This is a genomic window from Pedobacter xixiisoli, assembly GCF_900215335.1.
Lineage (GTDB): Bacteria > Bacteroidota > Bacteroidia > Sphingobacteriales > Sphingobacteriaceae > Pedobacter > Pedobacter xixiisoli.
Genome location: NZ_OCMT01000002.1, coordinates 602,488 through 622,685, shown reverse-complemented (window position 1 = coordinate 622,685; position 20,198 = coordinate 602,488). Strand labels below are relative to the sequence as shown.

13 protein-coding genes are annotated in these 20,198 nt (G+C 36.6%); 5 read left to right on the top strand and 8 right to left on the bottom strand.

Annotated features, from left to right (window positions below):
* Window positions 1-87: 87 nt before the first annotated feature.
* Window positions 88-2,124, bottom strand: a complete 2,037-nt coding sequence (locus CRO54_RS08860) for a M13 family metallopeptidase (RefSeq protein WP_097131097.1) — start codon at window positions 2,122-2,124, stop codon at window positions 88-90.
* A 285-nt stretch (window positions 2,125-2,409) separates the two neighbouring features.
* Between CRO54_RS08860 and CRO54_RS08855 the strand changes: the two genes are divergently transcribed.
* Together CRO54_RS08855 and CRO54_RS08850 are read left to right on the top strand one after the other, a co-directional pair.
* Entirely contained in the window at window positions 2,410-4,371 is a 1,962-nt protein-coding gene (locus CRO54_RS08855; protein ID WP_097131095.1) for a heavy metal translocating P-type ATPase, read from the top strand.
* A 95-nt stretch (window positions 4,372-4,466) separates the two neighbouring features.
* A complete protein-coding gene (locus tag CRO54_RS08850) occupies window positions 4,467-5,093 on the top strand; it encodes a Uma2 family endonuclease (protein ID WP_097131093.1) in 627 nt (208 codons plus the stop codon).
* 2 nt (window positions 5,094-5,095) lie between these two features.
* Here CRO54_RS08850 and CRO54_RS08845 read toward each other — a convergent pair whose 3' ends face one another.
* Complete coding sequence (locus CRO54_RS08845; protein ID WP_097131091.1) at window positions 5,096-5,515, bottom strand: hypothetical protein; 420 nt, start codon at window positions 5,513-5,515, stop codon at window positions 5,096-5,098.
* A 733-nt stretch (window positions 5,516-6,248) separates the two neighbouring features.
* Here CRO54_RS08845 and CRO54_RS08840 point away from each other — a divergent pair.
* Both CRO54_RS08840 and CRO54_RS08835 read left to right on the top strand, forming a co-directional pair.
* A complete protein-coding gene (locus tag CRO54_RS08840; protein WP_097131089.1) occupies window positions 6,249-8,783 on the top strand; it encodes an ATP-dependent Clp protease ATP-binding subunit in 2,535 nt (844 codons plus the stop codon).
* A 196-nt stretch (window positions 8,784-8,979) separates the two neighbouring features.
* A complete protein-coding gene (locus CRO54_RS08835) occupies window positions 8,980-9,333 on the top strand; it encodes a septal ring lytic transglycosylase RlpA family protein (RefSeq protein ID WP_097131087.1) in 354 nt (117 codons plus the stop codon).
* A gap of 12 nt (window positions 9,334-9,345) precedes the next feature.
* Here the strand turns inward: CRO54_RS08835 and CRO54_RS08830 are convergent, their stop codons facing one another.
* From CRO54_RS08830 to recN, 3 genes are all read right to left on the bottom strand, one after another.
* Window positions 9,346-10,416 (bottom strand): PA0069 family radical SAM protein, encoded by a 1,071-nt coding sequence (locus CRO54_RS08830; RefSeq protein ID WP_097131085.1) that lies wholly within the window; start codon window positions 10,414-10,416, stop codon window positions 9,346-9,348.
* A 191-nt stretch (window positions 10,417-10,607) separates the two neighbouring features.
* Window positions 10,608-11,825 (bottom strand): carboxypeptidase-like regulatory domain-containing protein, encoded by a 1,218-nt coding sequence (locus tag CRO54_RS08825; protein WP_179747341.1) that lies wholly within the window; start codon window positions 11,823-11,825, stop codon window positions 10,608-10,610.
* Between the two features lie 94 nt (window positions 11,826-11,919).
* Entirely contained in the window at window positions 11,920-13,572 is a 1,653-nt protein-coding gene (gene recN, locus CRO54_RS08820; protein ID WP_097131081.1) for a DNA repair protein RecN, read from the bottom strand.
* A gap of 176 nt (window positions 13,573-13,748) precedes the next feature.
* On the opposite strand from recN, the gene CRO54_RS08815 reads away from it, so the two are divergent.
* Complete coding sequence (locus CRO54_RS08815) at window positions 13,749-16,172, top strand: outer membrane beta-barrel protein (protein ID WP_097131079.1); 2,424 nt, start codon at window positions 13,749-13,751, stop codon at window positions 16,170-16,172.
* Between the two features lie 687 nt (window positions 16,173-16,859).
* Here CRO54_RS08815 and CRO54_RS08810 read toward each other — a convergent pair.
* From CRO54_RS08810 to porD, 3 genes are all read right to left on the bottom strand, one after another.
* On the bottom strand, window positions 16,860-18,788 hold the full coding sequence (locus tag CRO54_RS08810) for a M56 family metallopeptidase (protein WP_097131077.1): 1,929 nt from the start codon (window positions 18,786-18,788) through the stop codon (window positions 16,860-16,862).
* A gap of 2 nt (window positions 18,789-18,790) precedes the next feature.
* Complete coding sequence (locus tag CRO54_RS08805) at window positions 18,791-19,168, bottom strand: BlaI/MecI/CopY family transcriptional regulator (RefSeq protein WP_097131076.1); 378 nt, start codon at window positions 19,166-19,168, stop codon at window positions 18,791-18,793.
* A gap of 112 nt (window positions 19,169-19,280) precedes the next feature.
* Window positions 19,281-20,177, bottom strand: coding sequence for a type IX secretion system protein PorD (gene porD, locus CRO54_RS08800; RefSeq protein ID WP_097131074.1), 897 nt, complete (start codon window positions 20,175-20,177; stop codon window positions 19,281-19,283).
* Between the last annotated feature and the right edge of the window lie 21 nt (window positions 20,178-20,198).

The following is a 20,198-nucleotide window of genomic DNA, read 5'->3' as shown; positions in this document are numbered from 1 at the left end:
ATGATTAGCTAGTGCCGTTAAAATGAAAAGACAATTAGCCAATTCAAAAATTATCGAATTAGCTAATTGTCAAATCATCAAATTAACTTACCAAAGTTTAATTCTATCTTCTGGTTTTTTGTAAAGTTTATCACCAGGTTTTACATCAAATGCATTGTACCAAGCATCCATGTTTACTGGCGCTCCAATAGTTCTGTACTGTCCTGGAGAATGTGGATCTGTTTTAATCAACTGCGCAGCTGTTTCTGGCAAAGCATTACCTCTCCAAACTTGTGCCCAAGCTAAGAAGAAACGTTGATCAGGCGTAAAACCATCAATTTTCTCATTGCTTTGACCTTGTTTAGTCATTTTAAAAGCAGTGTAAGCAGCATTTAATCCACCTAAATCGCCAATGTTTTCGCCCATGGTAAATTTACCATTTACATGCAGTGTATCTAAAACAGTGTATTTGTCAAATTGCTCGCCCAATTGTTTTGTTCTCTCGTCAAATTTCTTCCTGTCTTCAGCTGTCCACCAGTTTTTTAGGTTACCATCCTTGTCGTATTGGCTACCTTGGTCGTCAAAACCATGGCTCATTTCGTGACCAATTACCGCACCAATACCACCATAGTTAATTGCGTCATCAGCATCTGGATGGAAGAATGGGAATTGTAAGATACCTGCTGGGAAAACAATTTCATTTAAAGTTGGACTATAGTAAGCATTTACCGTTGGAGGTGTCATGCCGAAACGCTCTCTGTCTACAGGTTTACCTAATTGACCAATGTTTTCATTGTAAGCCCATTTGCTTGCGTTACGCAAGTTTTGGAAATAAGTAGCTCTGTTGATTACTAAGCCATCGTAGTTTCTCCATTTAGTGGTATAACCTACTTTTGGTCTAAAGGCATGAAGTTTTGCCAAAGCTTTTTGCTTAGTTTCGGCACTCATCCACTCTAAACCGTTAATGCGAATTTCGAAAGCTTTACGTAGGTTCGCAATCAACTCATCCATACGAGCTTTTGCCGCAGGTTTGAAATATTTAGCTACATATAACTGACCTAATAAATCGCCTAAAACACCGTCAGTTAACGACGACATGCGTTGCCAACGTGGGGTTTGAACTTTTTGTCCGGTTTGCGCCTGTGTGAAAGCAAAGTTCGCTTTTACAAATGGCGAACTTAAGCTACCTGCAGCGCCTTTTAAGATATTCCACTCTAAATAAGTTTTCAAATCTGCAACAGAAGTTGAGGTTAATAAACCATTTAAAGCTTTGAAGAAAGCAGGAGAGTTTACCAAAACGGTATCTTGTCCAGTAACTTTTAGTTGTGTTAACGTGTTTTTCCAGTTGATGTTTGGCGTGATTTTATCAAAATCTGCAACAGTTAATTTGTTGTAGGTTTTGTAAGGGTCACGCATTTCTAAACGGCTCATTTGTGCCTCCGCCAAAGTTTTCTCAATAGTGAAAACAGTTTTAGCTTTTTGTTGAGCAACAGCTTCTGTGTAACCGATTAGCTTGAAAAGCGTAGTCATGTAAGTATCGTACGCTTCTCTAATTTTTACGCTACGGCTATCGTCTTTCAAGTAATAATCTCTATCGCCAAGGGTTGTTCCGCCTTGAGAGATATTCACCATATACTTGTTTACATTCTTTCTGTCCTGCCCAACGCCAAAGCCATAAAAAGTACCACCAATACCGTTAGAACGTAAGTAAGTAGTGTAATCTAAAATACCTTGTAAGTTGTTTAACTGCTTGATTTTCTCTAGCTCACCTTTGATAGGAGTGAAGCCTAATTTTTCGATAGTAACGCTATCCATTGCAGCGGCGTAGAAATCGCCAACGCGTTTAGTTACCGAACCTGCAGCAGCAGATTTATCTGCAGCAGCAGCTTCTACTAAACCTCTTACCGCATTTACGTTAAAATCACGAAGCTCATTAAACGAACCCCAACGAGTTTCTTTAGCTGGAACAGGATTGTTTTTCACCCAAACACCACTTGCATAAGCATAAAAATCATCTCCTGGCTTTACGGAAAGGTCCATGTTAGCAGGGTCGATAAATTTTTTAATCGGAGTTTGTGCATTTGCAACGCTTACGGAAACAACTCCAAGGGCTGCAAAAAAAGTTTTAAACTGATTGATATTCATCTTTTGTAATAAATTAGAAAGATGAAGTTAGAGAAAAAGAAAAACCTATTCGTATTCTTAATAGAAATATTACTTATTGAACCAGTCGTAAATTTTGGTCAATCCTATTTTCCGAAGAAACTCATTGGTGAAAGAAGACAATCTGAACGCTTTCATGCTGATTTGTTTTTATACTCATTTAACATTATTTAACACTTTTTATTGTGCAGCGAAAAAAATAATGTGACATAATTAAAACTTTACAGTGTAGAAAAAACGTAGTTTTGAATAATTCTAAACAAGGATATGGCACCACATCAACATCATACGGATGGATGCTGCGGACATCAGCACCAGCACGAAAAACCTAACGACAGACATGACCACGACCATGATCACAATCATGGTGACGCTTCGTCATTTAAAACATACTTACCTGCAATAGCTAGCTTAGTGCTTTTGCTGATTGCAATAGTGTTTGATCATTTCTCGCTTTCTTTTTTTCAAGGATATTTAAGATTAGGTTGGTATTTACTTGCTTATATCCCTGTAGCTTGGCCAGTAGTTAAAGAAGCTTTCGCTACCATAGCCAAAGGCGATATTTTTACAGAATTTCTTTTAATGGCATTGGCGACAATTGGCGCATTTGCTTTGGGCGAATATCCAGAAGCTGTTGCGGTGATGTTGTTTTACAGCATTGGAGAATTATTTCAGGGAGCTGCAGTGAGTAGGGCAAAAAATAACATTAAAGCTTTATTGGATGTAAGACCAGATACGGCAACCGTTTACAGATACGGCAAATACATCTCCATAAATCCCAAAGAAGTAGCTGTTGGAGAAATTATTCAGTTGAAAGCCGGAGAAAAAGCACCTTTAGATGGAGAGTTAGAAAGTGAAAGTGCAAGTTTTAATACTGCGGCTTTAACAGGAGAAAGCAAACCTAAAACAATCAGAAAAGGTGAGCAAGTACTAGCTGGAATGCTGAACCTTGAGGGGGTGATTACGCTAAAGGTTACTAAGAAATTTGAAGACAGCGCACTTTCGAGAATTTTAGACTTGGTACAAAATGCTAGTGCGAAAAAGGCTAAAACAGAATTGTTGATACGCAGGTTCGCAAAAATCTACACCCCAATAGTATTCTTCTTGGCAGTCGCTTTAACCTTATTGCCTTACTTTTTTGTCGCCAATTACGATTTCAATGTTTGGTTGTACCGTGCTTTAGTGTTCTTGGTAATATCTTGCCCCTGCGCTTTGGTCATTTCAATCCCATTGGGATATTTCGGAGGAATTGGAGCTGCATCTGCCAACGGTATTTTGTTTAAAGGTTCTAATTACTTGGATTTAATCACAAAAGTAAATACGGTAGTTCTAGATAAAACAGGAACCTTAACACAAGGAGTTTTCAAGGTTAAGGAAGTACAAGGTGAAATCCCTGAAAAGGAGTTTATCAGTTATCTGGCTAGTATTGAAAGTCAATCTACACACCCGATTGCCAAAGCAATTGTGGAATATAGCGGCGCTGATAATTTGCTGAAAATCCGAAATGTAAGGGAGATCGCTGGTCACGGATTAGCAGCTGAAATTAATGGTAATGAAGTATTGGCAGGGAATGGCAAGTTGCTTAAACAATTTGGTATTGCTTATCCTAATGAAGTTGATGAGAAAGTAGAAACTACCGTACTGTTGGCTATTGATGGAAAATATGCTGGTTTTGTAACCATTGCTGATGAAGCTAAAACAGACGCTCAACAGGCTATTACTGCTTTACATGCTGTTGGAGTAAATAAAATCGTCATGCTTAGTGGCGACAAAACTTCCATTACACAAAAAGTAGCAACAGATTTGGGAGTGGATGAAGCACACGGAGATCTACTGCCGGAAGATAAAGTTGCTCAACTAGAAAAGATAAAAGCTGAACCAAATAGGGTGGTTGCTTTTGTGGGCGATGGGATTAACGATGCTCCTGTTTTAGCATTAAGCGATGTAGGGATGGCAATGGGTGCTTTAGGAAGTGATGTTGCCATAGAAACTGCGGATGTTGTGATACAAAACGATATGCCAAGTAAGATTGCTACTGCCATTAAAATCGGTCGTGCTACGAAGAAGATAGTTTATCAGAATATAGGTTTGGCATTTGGTGTAAAAGCAGTTGTTTTGATTTTAGGCGCTGGTGGCTTGGCTACCATGTGGGAAGCCGTTTTTGCAGACGTTGGCGTAGCGTTTTTGGCTATCCTTAATGCAGTGCGTATTCAAAGGATGAAGTTTTAGCTATTGCGCTGTATTTCTTGTGTTTATTAGTTTTTTGAAGCTTGATTTGAACTCAGAAAAAATTGTTTTTTAATCGGTTTTAGCTAAATTTGAGTATGCCTACAGTGAAAACATATCCATTACCTGATGAGAAGGTGTATTCCGTTAACGAACTCGACGAGACGTTAACTTACAGTTATGCGCATTATTTGAACTGGCTTTTCGAGGAAAGATTAGAACTGATTAAAGGGAAAATCTACAAGATGAGTCCAGCTCCGTCAAGAGTGCATCAAAAAGTTTTGACCAATTTATTTATACCAATAGGTAATTTTCTTAAGGGGAAAGCTTGTGATGTTTATGTAGCTCCATTTGATGTGCGTTTTCCAAAAGGTAGCAAAGCAGATAAAGATATCTATACTGTTTTGCAGCCAGACCTCTGTGTGATTTGCGATAAAAGTAAATTGGACGACCGCGGTTGTTTAGGTGCTCCAGATTTGGTGATAGAAATTCTGTCCCCAGGAAATAATAAGAAAGAGTTACTACATAAGTACAAGGTTTATGAAGAATTTGGCGTAAGAGAATATTGGGTAGTTAGTCAAAGCGACCAAAATATTTTGATTTATACCTTAGATGATAAGGGCAAATTTCAACCGTCAAAGATTTTTACGTTAAGCGAAGAAGTTGGTTCTTCAGTGTTGCCAGGCTTTGTTTTGAAACTTGATGATGTTTTTGAGGATTTATAACGTTAATGTATTGGCATTATCGTTACACCATTGTAACTGGTAAAGGGAGATAAGGTCCAGTCGTCGGTGGAGACTTCACATTTATAATTTTCTGTCTCTTCTTTTAAATTGCCAATCTTTAGAATTTCGCTTTTATCTGAATATCCCTTAGGATAAACTAAATCAATTTGTGTGATTTTTCTTGTTATTGGGTCAAACTTAATAATCAGTATTCTTCCATCAATTGTGTAATTATCTTGTTTATGGGAAATTGATTTACGAAAAGGCCTTTCTCTATCTTCTTGGTCTTTCAGTATTTCTCTAGCTTCATCAATATCTTTTCCAATAAGCGGGGGTATATCATAGTAGATTTTGTTTTCTGAGCAACTTAAAAACGATATCACTATAATGATATAACTTAGAGTGATCAATCTATTTGCCATTATTTTTTTAAGTAAATCTATTAAAAATTGCCTTGAATAACAACGCATTTTATCTACAATAATTTGCTGAATTTTTTTTATTTGAGGTTAATTTAAACGTAGATATTTTTTAAGTATTCGCAAAGAACGCTAAGTTTGGTTTGCCTAGGATTTTAGTGCAAACAAAACTAAACTTTGTCAATCTTTTTAGGCAAAAGGATAGAAGATTGACAAAGTTGTTTGTACAGGCTTTTGTTATCCAAACCCGATTGAAGTGGTAATACTTTTTGCCAGTGTCATCCTGAGCTTGTCGAAGGATTGGTATGTAAAAGATGCTTCGATAAACTCAGCATGACAATTATTTAAGAGCGGTGCGAGCAAAAAGATTGCAACGGAAAGCGGGACTAACATTAACAGCACTCCAGTTTTTGCTTTTCAAAAAATAAAAAAACTGTCAAAAGTTCTACTTTTTTACTAGATTTTGTATCTTTTGTCAGTAATTACGGTGCTGTTAAAGCTTACAAAAAACCGACAATCGCTACGTTATCGTATGTATTATTGTAAAAATCTTATTTAAATGGGGTAACAAAAGCAACATTTAAAACATATTTATGGTAAAAGGTTGTTATAGATGAAGAGATAAGGTGGCTTAATTCACCAATATGGCGTAATTGTTGATAAAATATAAAAATCGAGACGCCGTATTTATAAAACAAATTTATAGTTTAGTGTCGTCCCCGATAACATACAGATTATGGAAGCTAAATTTTCACCACAAGTTAAAGACGTGATTTCTTTCAGCAGGGAAGAAGCCCTGAGGTTAGGACACGATTATATAGGAGCTGAGCACTTGTTGTTGGGCCTTATTCGTGAAGGAGATGGTATGGCGATTAAGATTTTGAAATCTTTAAGTGTTGATACCTTGAAACTTCGCCGCTCTATTGAAGAGGCCGTTAGAGGCACTTCGAGCGTTACGGTTAATTTGGGTAATATCCCGTTGACCAAGCAAGCTGAAAAGGTTTTAAAGATTACCTATTTAGAGGCTAAAATATTTAAGAGCGATTTAATTGGTACAGAGCATTTATTGTTATCTATTTTAAGAGATGATGACAACATTGCATCGCAAATTTTATTGCAATATGGTATTAACTACGAGATTTTTAAACAAGAGGTAGAAGTTAATAAAAACGGTTTTAGAGACGAAGCGCAAGGTGGTGGTACTGCTGGTGGCGATGACGATTACCAAGAGGAAGAAAGCTTTACGGCTCCTAAGAAAGTTTCGGATATTAAATCAAAGACTCCTGTTCTAGATAATTTCGGTAGAGATTTAACACGTGCTGCTGAAGAAGGTAGATTAGACCCAATTGTTGGTCGTGAGAAGGAAATTGAGCGTGTGTCGCAAATTTTATCGCGTAGAAAGAAAAACAACCCAATATTGATTGGTGAGCCTGGCGTGGGTAAAAGTGCCATTGCCGAAGGTTTGGCATTACGCATTGTACAACGCAAGGTTTCTAGAGTATTGTTTGGTAAACGTGTAGTTACGTTAGATTTAGCTTCTTTGGTGGCAGGTACGAAATACCGTGGTCAGTTTGAGGAGCGTATGAAAGCCGTGATGAACGAGCTAGAAAAATCTACCGATGTAATTTTGTTTATCGATGAAATTCATACCATTGTAGGTGCTGGTGGTGCTTCGGGTTCTTTAGATGCTTCGAACATGTTTAAGCCCGCTTTGGCCAGAGGCGAAATACAATGTATCGGTGCTACAACTCTAGATGAATATCGTCAGTACATTGAGAAAGATGGTGCTTTAGACCGTCGTTTCCAAAAGGTGATGATTGAGCCTGCTACGCCAGATGAAACCATTGAAATTCTAAATCGTATCAAAGAAAAATACGAAGAACATCATGGTGTAACTTACACAGAGGCGGCAATTAATGCTTGTGTGGCGTTAACATCTAGGTATATCACCGATAGATTCTTACCTGATAAAGCGATTGATGCATTGGATGAAGCTGGTTCTAGAGTTCATTTGACCAACATTCACGTTCCTGATAATATCATTTCTATTGAAAGCAAAATAGAAGATATCAAGTTAGAGAAAAACCGCGTAGTGAAAAGCCAAAAATATGAAGAGGCAGCTAAACTACGTGATACCGAGAAAAACTTACTGGAAGAATTGGATAAAGCTAAGGCTGAGTGGGAAGCAGAAACTAAAACTAAACGTTATGAAGTTTCTGAAGATAATGTAGCTGAGGTAGTTTCAATGATGACTGGTATCCCTTTGCAACGTGTTGGACAAACCGATAGCAACAAGCTATTGAATATGTACGACACGGTTGCTGATAAAATTATTGGTCAGGATGATGCGATTAAGAAATTAACGAAGGCTATCCAACGTACTAGAGCCGGATTGAAAGATCCTAAGAAACCAATTGGTTCTTTTATTTTCTTAGGTCCAACTGGTGTTGGTAAAACTGAGTTAGCAAAAGAATTAGCTCGTTTCATGTTTGACGCGGAAGATTCGTTAATCCAAATCGACATGAGTGAATACATGGAGAAATTTGCTGTATCTCGTTTAGTGGGAGCGCCTCCAGGATACGTGGGTTACGAAGAAGGTGGTCAATTGACGGAGAAAGTTCGTCGTAAACCATACTCAGTAGTATTGTTAGATGAGATTGAGAAAGCACATCCAGACGTATTTAATATCTTATTGCAAGTATTGGATGAAGGTCAATTAACTGATAGTTTAGGCAGAAAAGTTGATTTTAGAAATACCATTATCATCATGACATCGAACATTGGTGCACGCCAACTGAAAGATTTCGGTGCTGGTGTTGGTTTCTCTACAACTGCTAAAACTAGTCAGAATGAAGCTCACAGTAGAGGTGTAATTGAAAGTGCTTTGAAACGTGCTTTTGCGCCTGAGTTCTTAAATAGAATTGATGACGTAGTCGTATTCAATTCTCTTGGTAAAGAAGAAATCTTCAAAATCATTGATATTGAATTGAGAGCATTGTTTGGTAGAGTACAAGGTTTGGGTTACCAAATTAAATTGACCGACGAAGCGAAAAGCTTCATTGCTGAAAAAGGTTTTGATAGCGCTTTTGGTGCTCGTCCGTTGAAACGTGCTATCCAAAAATACTTGGAAGATCCAATTGCTGAGGAAATTCTTAAAGGCGAAGTAAACGAAGGCGATACGCTGGAAGTAAATTACGATAAAGAAAAAGAAGAAATCGTAATTGCGCCGAAAGGAAGTAGCAAGAAGAAAAAGAAAGAAGAAGGAGCATAATCCTCAAAATAGATAGCCCCGAAAGTAATTTCGGGGCTTTTTTTATGTTTAATTAATATGAATTCGTTTTGTGTTTTGGAAAATGGCCACAGATACACAGATGAATATTTTAAAATGAATTTAGGTATACAACGCACATTTCATTATCTGACATTATAAATCTGTGCATCTGTGGCAAAATATAAAATAGTTTAATATGAGAATTAGTTTACTACTTTTAGCCGTTTCGTTTTTGTTTGCTTGTAGTCAAAGGGTTAGCCAAACAGGAAAGGCATCTTATTATGCTGATAAGTTTAATGGAAAGAAAACTGCCAGTGGGGTTACGTTCAGAAATTCAACAAAAATTGCAGCACATAAAACTTTGCCATTTGGTACCAAGGTTAAAGTGACCAATTTGTCCAATGGGAAAAGTACCAAGGTTACCATTCAAGACCGCGGGCCACATGTAGTAGGCAGAATAATAGATTTATCTAAAAAATCTGCGAAGAAAATTGGATTAATAAATCAGGGAGTTGGTAATGTTAAAATAGAATACAAGAAGAAAAAATAGAACTTTGTTTCGTTAAAACAGATTTAGTTGAGCTTTTGGTACTTTGAAAGAAGAACTATCAAGCTCAATTTTTTTAACGTTTAATCCGTTTAATTTGCAGTGTAATTTGAAAGTGCTGCTCATTAGCTGGGCGAAATTTCCTTCTCCACGCATTCTTGCGCCAAACCGGCTATCATTTACATTTCCACCATGGCAATCTTGAATTTGGTGCCAAACCTTTTCGAATCTATCAGGGAAGTTTTTAGCTAACCAATCTTCAAATATTTTACTAATAGCCCCGTTGAGCCTAACTACAGTATAACCTGCTCCAATAGCACCAGCATCGGCACTTGCCTTTAAAATAGCAGGTATTTCATGATTGTTCAGTCCCGGTATCATTGGTGCTGCCATTACGCCCATTGGTATGTTGGCTTTGCTTAATTGTTCAATTACTTTTAAACGTTGTTTGGCAGTGGTAGTTCTTGGCTCTAGTTTTTGTCTCAAATCTTCATTTAAGGAAGTAATAGATACATAGACACTAATCAACTTATGCTTTGCCATTTCTTGTAAAATATCCAAATCTCTAATGATAAGCGAGTTCTTGGTAATCATAGAAATAGGTTGTTTATAGTCTAAAGCGATTTTTAGGATTTGTCTGGTAAGTTGAAACTTCCGTTCGCATGGCTGATAACAATCTGTATTGCCAGAAATGGAGATAGGTAGTGCATCCCAACCTTTTTTTTCTATGAATTTCTTGAAGAGTTTGGGCGCATCTTTTTTTACGATGATTTTTCGTTCAAAATCTAATCCTGCACTGTAGCCCCAATATTCGTGAGAGTTACGGGCATAACAATAAATACAACCATGTTCGCAACCTTGGTATGGATTAAGCGAATAAACCATATTCACGTCAGGACTTTCTACTTTATTAACGATAGATTTTGCACTACTAAAAATGAAAGAGGTTTTTTCATTGGTGATTTCCCAATCGTCAATAGCCTCTATGTGTTCTTTGCTAAGGCTGTTCTTTAGAAAACGATTATCAGTATTTAACTGAGCTCCTCTACCATTTAAGTATTCTCTATTCTTCTCGTCCAAATCCATGGATTAAAATTACTAAAAATATTAGTAATTTTAATCTTTTTAAATTGGCGTCTGACAGGAATTTTAGCCGATTTTGTAAGAATGTGAGTTTATTAAACCCGATTGTAGGCGGCAGCTCCCGATGCAATCGGGTCTAATGTCGAAAAGCGGGACTATCGGATCATGAGAAATACTGCCATTGCTTTTCAAAACTACTTTAGAACGATCGGTTTATATTCTATAGGAACTGAATCACCCATCTTTTCATAAGCCCAAAAACCTTTGTATAAAAAACTTCTTGGATTAGCGATACTACCACTTTTATAAAATAAGATAGGAGGTTCTAATAAATTGATTAATGAAACCTGAAAATTACCCATATCTGGGGCTCGACTTACATAAAAGCCTAAGTTCGCATATTCTTCTGTCTCTTTTTCCTTGGTATACATCACAAAAAGGTCGTCGGTAAAATTAACAGATTTTACATCCTCATTGTAGGTTTTTACTAGTGTATCTGTGAGTACTTTTGCTTTGTTCAATACTGCCATAGCCTTAGGTTTGCTACGCTCTTTAAGCCAAAAGTTAAGCGAATCATCTTTGGTAAACGTAAGCATGTTAATGGCTCGCGGTCCAGCAGAAAGCCGTTTGATATTAGCATTGATGGTACTGTCTGGCAACCTGTTTTTATTGCCAATAGTTGCTAGCTTATGTATTACAAAGCCTTCTGTTTCTGATGTTCCCTGATATAGGGATTGAAAAAAGTGCTGCGAAGAACCGTAATAGGCGATATTACGTTTTTTGTTCCATTTGTTGATTCTAGATTTGGAACCTTTCATTTCCTCAAAAAATGGAAAGCCAGCAAAATAAACGATGCGAGTGCTGTAATCGTACTCGAAGTTTTGCAGTAAATACTTGATTTTATAACCTAGCGCCTTATTTTCTATAATCAGGAATTCATCGCTACCTACAGATAATATTTTGCTTTGTTTGTTATAATCGATACGAAGTACGTGACTATTTAAGATTTTGCACTCTCTAGAATTAGGTGTTTGACCGATAAAGAAGTCTTTGAATAGGTTTAAGTACCTCAAACGGTTGGGATCTGGCTTGATAACTACCTCGTTTAAAGTTACCGCATTTGCCTTTATGGTGGCGTCTATATAGATATTTTTATCTGAAATGGTAATGCTTTTGGAATAGGGAAGGTAACCTACCACCTGAATCAATACATCATAATTTCCCGCTGGGAGTTTCCCTAAACTAAATTTTCCTTCGTTATTGGTAATGGTAGATATCTTGGTGCCGCTTAAATAGATTGCCGCACCAGGAATAGTTTCTTTATCGTCTCTTACCACACCACTAATGGTGAAATTACTTTGAGCGAACGACGCCACTTTAAACAGCAGTATGAACAGTAAAAGGGTAGGCAATTTTAAACGCATCCCCTAAATTACTTCATATTTTAGCTTTTCAAAGGATTGTGGATAAAATGTTACGAAAATTTCGTAGATTTTTGATTTTGAACTATCCCAATAATTCTTTCGCATTTTGAAGTGCCGATGCACCAGGGTTTTTACCGCTCAACATTTCGGCAATGGCACTTATACGTTCATCTTTAGCTAGTTTTTTAATTCCTGTGGTGGTTTTATCTGCTTTTTCAGCTTTATAGACAAAGTAATGCGAATTGCCTTTGGCAGCTATTTGGGGTAAGTGCGTGATAGCCAAAATCTGCATATCCATCGCCAAACTATCAATTACTTCACCAACACGTAAAGCAGTTTCGCCAGAAATACCCGTGTCAATTTCATCGAAAATCAATGTAGGGAGAGAAGTGTGCTTTGCCAACAGTGCTTTTACTGCCAACATTAACCTAGAAAGTTCTCCGCCAGAAGCTACTTTTCCAACTGGTGCTGCCTGCTGACCAGCATTTGCGGTAAATAACAATTGTACTTCGTTAAAGCCATTTACATTAAGTTGTGTTTGCTGCGTTAAATTAAAACTGATAGAAGCATTTGGCATACTCATCTGTTTTAAGGCACTACCAACTTCTTTTTCTACCAAGGTAACTGCTTTTTTTCTATTATTATCTAACTGTGCTGCCTGTTTAAATAAGCTTTCGGTGAGCGCATCAATTTCTTTTTGAAGTTTGCTTAACTGTTCGTCGCTATTTAAAATAGCATTTAGATTTTCGGAAAGTTGTTCTTGGATGGCTAATAACTCTGTGTTACTAGTTACGCGGTGTTTTTGCTGTAAACTATAAAACAAATCCAATCTTTCTTGGATAGTTTCTAGTCGTTGAGAATTGTGTTCAGTACCTTCTTCAATTACACTGATTTCGCTAGCAATATCCTTCAGCTCAATTAAAGATGATTTTAACCTTTCATTTAATTCGGCAATTGCAGTATCAAATTTCTCTACATTACTGAGTTGAGAACTAGCTTCTTTAATCAAATTAACGGCTGCGGTTTCGCTTTCGCTGATCAAGTTTGCTCCCACCAATAAAGAACGTTTGATGCTCTCGGCATGAGTCAGTTTTTCTAACTCCTGTTCTAATTCTTCTTGTTCTCCTTCTTTCACAGCAGCCTGCTCTAATTCAGTAAAAAGGAACTGCTCGTAATCTTGCTTGTTTTTTGCTTCGTTGGTTTTCTGCTGCAATTCTTTAAGCTGCTGTTCGGTTTGTTTTAGCTGCTTAAATTCTAATTTATAGTTTTTCAGCAAAGGCTGATGATTTGCCAAAGCATCTAAAATGAGTAGCTGAAAATCTGCATTGCTAATTTCTTGCGTGGCGTGCTGTGAGTGGATGGCAATTAACTGTTCGCCAATTGATTTTAAAGTCGCCAAGTTAACAGGCGTATCATTCACAAATGCTCTTGATTTACCATCAATGGCAATTTCTCTACGCAACAAAGTTTCTTTCTGAAAATCTACATCATTGCTTTCAAATAATGGTTTTAGTATTTCATCCGGCAGTAAAAAACTACCTTCTATTACACACTTTTTATCTTGGTTAAAAAAGTACTTGCTCTCTGCCCTCTGCCCTAAAATCAAAGATAATGCACCTAAAATGATAGATTTACCAGCGCCAGTTTCTCCAGTTATAATATTCAATCCTTTGCTAAAATCAATATCAAGTGTATCAATTAAAGCGTAGTTGCGTATAGAAAGTTTTTGTAGCATATCTACCGCTAAATTAAGAAAACCGATAGTTTAAAAGAATTTATGTGTACAGATAATTTATTTGGCTGAAATATAGTTACTTCCGTTTTTATTTGCAGGTTGGTGCAACGTTACTCATACTTCTGCGTCTGTTAAAGAGAATTACAAAACTAATTCGAATACCAAACAAAAATATAATGAGCAGATACTTCTTAACTCTTTCGATTTTCATGCTGAGCGTCTTTATTTCTTTAAGTTCGCAGGCACAGGAAAAAACATTTCAACTTAAAGGTGTAATTACAGACAGCTTAACACAAAAGCCTGGAGAATATTTCACCGTTGCACTTAAAAAAGATTCCACAGTTTTAAAAACTGTAATTTCCGATGAACAGGGGAGATTTTCGTTCTCGGCAGTTAAAGAAGGAAAATACACTTTGATTTTAGGCTCTATCGGTTATCAATCTAAGCAAATTTCAGTTAAAATAGCTAATGATATAGATTTAGGGAAAGTTAGCATGAAGCCCCAAGGTAACGATTTAAACGAAGTTGCTATTACTGCGAGCAAACCTATCATTAAACAAGAACCTGATCGGATTGTGTATGATACGCAAGCCGATCCTGAAAGCAAGGTGCTATCTGTATTAGATATGATGCGTAAAGTGCCTTTATTATCGGTAGATGCAGATGATAATGTGAAATTAAAGGGTACCGGTAATTATCGTATCCTTATCAACGGAAAGCCATCAGGAGTTTTAACCAGAGATCCTAAAGAGTTTCTGAGAAGTATGCCTGCAAATGGTGTACAAAAAATTGAGGTGATTACCACGCCTCCATCTAAATACGAAAGCGAAGGTTTATCTGGTATCATTAACATCATCACTTCAAAAAAAGTGGGTAATGGTTACAATGGTAATGTAAATGCTCGTATGCAAGAACCATTTAGTCCAGGGCTTAATGCCAACTTAACACTAAAACAGGGAAATTTTGGTGCTAATTTATATGGAGGAACTGGTGTTTGGCGAGTAGATGGTGTAAAGGTTATCGATATAAGAAATAGTCGTAATGTGTTGCCAGAGTCGAAGCTTTACTCTTTAGGTTTTCAAAAAACAGATAACTTTTGGGCTTGGGGCGGTGGCGAGTTGAGTTACGAAATTGATTCACTTAACCTAATCACAGCAGAAATTAATCCTTACGGTGGTTATAACCAGCAGGATTTGGGACAGCGCTACGATATTACTAATGGATCAGATATGGGGTCTTATAATATGAATAGTGGTACACGTTACGAATGGCGTGGTACTGACTATACCCTTAATTATCAAAGGGGATTTAAAGATAAGAAGGAACATTTGTTGACTTTCTCTTATAAGTTTTTTGATAACGAAGAGCCTCAGTTAAATGATGTGAGTTTCTTTAACCCCGTAAACTACACATCACCCTTGCAGAATTACCGACAAAACAATAATAGTAAATCTAGAGAGCAAACAGCGCAGTTAGATTACATTAATCCTTTTAAAATAGTAACTGTAGAAGCAGGAGTGAAGGCGATTTTGAGGAGCGGTGAAGGGGATTTTCAATCGTTAAGATTTGATGATGCTGCAAATGATTATTTATTAGATACGAAGCAAAGTAATGTTTATAGCAATGACCAAAATATCTACGGCGTTTATAATACTTATACCCTTAAGATGAAAGATTGGACCTTTAAGGCAGGTGCTCGTTTGGAAGCTACCTACGTTACAGGTTTGTTCGAAAGTACTAATTCTACCGTAAAATCAGAATATTTCAATTTGATTCCATCTATTTCTTTTAACAGAACTTTAAAGAATAGCCAAAGTGTGAGTGTAGGCTTTACGCAACGTATTCAACGTCCAGGTATTTGGGATTTGAATCCATTTCCAGATGAGTCTAGACCTGGTTTTATATATGTTGGTAACCCCAATTTAGAAGCGGTATTGAGTAATAACTTCGAGCTAACTTACAGCAACTTTAAGAAAGGTTCATTAAATATTAGCTTAACTTATAACTTCGCTAATAATACGCAACAACGTGTTTTTCAATTCATCGAGGCAGAAAACGTGACTAGAGTAACTTCTTTAAATATTGGTAAGGATAAATTGTTAGGTTCAAATATTAACTTCAACTATCCAATTACTCCAAAATGGAACTTAAGTTTAAGCGGTAACCTTAATTACATTTGGATTGAAGGAATGATTGATGGCAAGCTGGCTAAAAATAGCGGTGTTACGGGTTATGCTAATTTCAATACCAGTTACAAGTTCGAAAAAACTTGGAAAGCAACAATGTCAGCTAATTACGGTGCGCCAAGTGTGATGTTGCAAGGCCAGTCTAACGATTACTACTATTTAGGTTTTGGTGGTAGTAAAGATATCATCAAAGATAAATTGACTTTCTCTGCATCGGTGGCCAATCCATTCCAAAAATTTAGAGCTTACAGAAGCTATACAGAAGGGCCTAATTTTACTCAGGAACGTATCAGAGAAAACTATTTCAGAAGAATTTTCTGTAGTTTAAACTGGAAATTTGGTAAGCTAGAAGGTTCTATCAAGAAAAGTGAGCGTAGTATCAGTAACGACGATACCAAGAAATCAAGTAATTAATTGTTTTGTATTATACTCAAAGCCGAACTGCTAATGTTAGTAGTTCGGCTTTTTTATTTTTAACTATTTCATTTTTAATCTTAAAATACTCGTAGTAGTTATAGGTGCGTTCGAATAGTTTAAGTTTATTAGTCGGATTTCTATTATAACGATAAGGTTTGGACAACAAACAGCTTTAGCTTACTAGTGTGGGTGTGCTATATACTTCGGTCGTCATTGCGAGCTTGCGAAGCAATCCTAAAGCGTAGTTTGAATTTATTAACCTGAGCTAGATAATCGATTCATTGAAAATCAACTGTTAAAACAGATGCTGGCCTGTAGCGAAGCGGAAGCTACGCAGAAAATAAATTCAGCATGACGGATCATTGATTTCCACGTCACCCTGACCTGTAGCGAAGCGGAAAGCTATGAAATAAATTTATTTCAGGGTCTACCACGTGTTAAACTAGATGTATAACTAATAAATTGGCAAAATAATAATCGAACTCAGGTTATTAATCTATGAGATTGCTTGATGCCTGCCTCTGACGAATTTGTTTTATGTTGCTGTGATCAAAGAACTATAGATAATCAGCAGGTACTTTGCAACTGCTAAATATTAGATGGTATAACATAAAAAAAGGCAAGAGTTTACACTCTTGGCCTTGTGGTTTCACTTGATACGTTATACTTGAGCTGTGTCCAACCTTACTTAATTGGTTGAGTTTCTGCCAAAGCTTCCAGTTTTGCAATTGCTTTTGGTGAACTTAGGAACGCTTTTTTAATAGCTTCTACAGATTCATGTGGCAAAGCCGCTATCTGCATAGGATTTGAGCCATCATAGATTAAAAAAGCTTTATCTGTAGAAATACCTTTTTTCTTTTTCAGCTCTTCTACCTCTTTCTCATATTTCTCACGAAGTTGTTTATACTCAGGAGATTTTTCCAATTCTTCAAGTTCCTTCATTTTTTTCTTCCACTCTGGCGAGTTAAATTTCTTGTCAAGTTCTTTGGTGTTAAATTCAATTTTATCCATTTTAGCTTTCCATTCTGGTGAATTAAATTTTTTCTCTAGTTCTTTGCTATTAAATTCAATCTTCGCCATGTTTTCCTTCCATTCTTTGGAATTGAACATTTTTTCCATCTTGCTGGCATCAAGCTCGATCTTTGCCATTTGCTTTTTCCACTCTGGCGAATTAAATTTTTTCTCTAGTTGCTTGCTATTGAATTCAATTTTCGCCATGTTTTCCTTCCATTCTTTGGAATTGAACATTTTTTCCATCTTGCTGGCATCAAATTCAATCTTTGCCATCTTGTTTTTCCACTCTTTAGACTCAAACATCTTAGTCATTTCTTCAGCATTCGATTCAACTTTAGCTAAATTCTCTTTCCACTCTGGAGAGTTAATCATCTTCTCTACATCAGCTAACTTCACTTTCAAGCTGTCCGGCATTTCGTCAATTGAATTGTAAACAGTTTTCTTTCCATCTTTATTTCTAATGATGATTTCTCTTTTTACTTTTCTTTTAACCGTGTCAGTATCTGCCGCTAAGCTTATTAGTTTTTTTTCATTGTCAGTATTACTGATGATATGAGCTACCGTTGTTAAGTTTTTATTTTTCACTTTGGCAGTTTCTGTTTTTGTAGGATTAATCCAAGCTAAAGAAGCTACCGTAGCTAATGTTAAGCAAAGTGCTAATATCTTTTGCTTAGCGTTCATATAGTTCGTTTTCATGTCTGTGATTCTTTTAATACGTTGATACAAATGTTGGTTTTTACCCGTAGCGGCCAAACTAAGGGCTGGTTGTGTTTTGTTTTTAATGAGCTCTAATTTCAACAAAGCATGGGCATAAGTAATGGGCGAATTGGTAAACTTTACCACTAAATCATCGCAGGCGTGTTCTCGTTCGATATGGATAAATCTTGTAGTTAACCATACAAAAGGATTAAAGAAAAGTAAGGTTTCTATGCCTGTTTTGAGTAGGTTTAAGATGTAATCATTTCTGCGAATGTGAGATAGCTCGTGAATCAATATCGCTTCCACCTGTTTAATGTCTAGCTGCGTAACTAGAGCAATAGGGAAAAGCACTACTGGTTTTAAAAAGCCTACCGCTAATGGAACATTAACTGTTTCTGATAGAAAAAACTGTACTTTTTTAGTGATGCCAAGTTTGAGTAAAGTGTTTTCGGCAACATTTAGCCAATCGTTCGGCATGGCAGATATATGTGATTGTTTCAGTTTTTTAAGCTTGATATAACCAGAAACTAGTACTACCAATTGAAAACTGATACCTATTACATAAAAAGCAACAATAAATGGAAAGTAGCTCTCCGTTTTAAAACTCCAACTATGGGTAAAGTTGTAAATTTGCTCCAGTGCCGCACCATTCAACTCTAGATTCGCTGTGCTAGCTGCAGCTTTGCTCGGCAAATTAAACAACGATGCAAAAGTTAGGCAAAAGCCGATGAAAATCAGAAATAAGGCCCCCATAGACAAGTTGTGCTTTATTCTGGCACTCATCTTTGGTTTTACGGCTAATGCGATAAATAGCACAGCAAAAATGATAGCTCCTTGCCATAATGAGTGTAAAATGCTCCACCCAATAGCTTTAATAAGGTTGTTGATGATGGCTTCCATGATTATTTGTTTTCAAGTTTGTCTAGATATTCCTTAATTAAATCTATCTCCTCCTTGCTGGCGCTTTTGTTGCCCAATGCTTGCATTACTAACCTTGCTGCAGAGCCATTAAATACGTTGTCAATCATCTTTTTTACCAAGTGTTGTTGCGTAGTTTCTTGGTTGATTAAAGCTCTGTACACATGTGTTTTAGAACTGGTGTCTCTATCTACCAAACCTTTCTCATGCATAATTTGCATTAGTTTAAGTGTAGTGGTGTAGCCAGAATCTTTCTTATCTAAAGCTTCATGAACTTCTCTAACGGTACAATTGCCTTTGGCCCAAAGCACTTGTAGTATTTCCATTTCTCCCTCAGTAGGTTTGATGTTGTTTTTGCTCATTTGTTACTTGTACGAATTTTTTCGTATTCAAATGTACGAACATATTCGTATTATCAAAATATTTTAACAAATTTTTAACAGACTGCTTTGAAAATGGATTAGGAGAGGAGGCTTATCGCTTCTTTAAATCATCGTATTTGCCTGTATTGGCAACATCAATTTCAACAAGCAAGTTGTAGGCTTTGATTTTGTCTTGTGGGTCGGCTAGCGCAAGTACGTTGGTTATTTCATCAGCTTTTGCGGCAAAATATACATTTGGAAATATAGCGCCTAGCTTTTGTTTATCGAAGTTTTTTAAATCTGAAAGGGAAGATAAGATGCTCTTTGTTCCGCTATTGGTGTTTTCTTGTAATTTATCCAATCCATTTAAGTGGTATTCGTAAATGAAGGTACGCAACCCTTTAAAAGAATTGCTCAGTAAGTTTTCGTTTAGCCAATAACGGTTTCTTAAGCCGTCAACTGGTCTCCAACCTTTACCGCCACCCGTTTGGGCGAGATTAATTAAGTTAAGTGCTTTTTGATAGTAAGGAGTACCTCCCAGTTTTCCAAAACTATCTTTATCTAACCCAATAATCGTATAAGCATAAAAACCTAATAATGAATTGAGATTGCCAATGTAGTTTTGTTCTGAAAAATCTAAGGATTGACCCTCGCTAAAAGAGAAACTGAAATCTTTGTCGCTCATATTTAACAAAGTGGTAGAGTAGGAACTGCCAAAAACTGGCCTGCTAGATTGTATCTGAGCTTCTGCTGTATAGCCCGAATTTCCATCCCAAGCTGTAATGTTGATGACCAAGTTGCAATCTATTTTTTCCTGAGCAAGATAAGTTTCTGTTGTCCACTTATTGTTGTTCATGAAATCCCTAATGGCATTTTGTAAAACATCTAAGTTTCTTTTATTGGCATTGTTAACTGTTGGAGCCAAGATTTGAACACGAGTGTTTAGTTCTTGAGCGTTGATTTTAAAGCTAGCAAGGCATAAAAGGAGTAATCCGATAGTTGTTTTCATTAGGTTTTTCAATTATAGGTA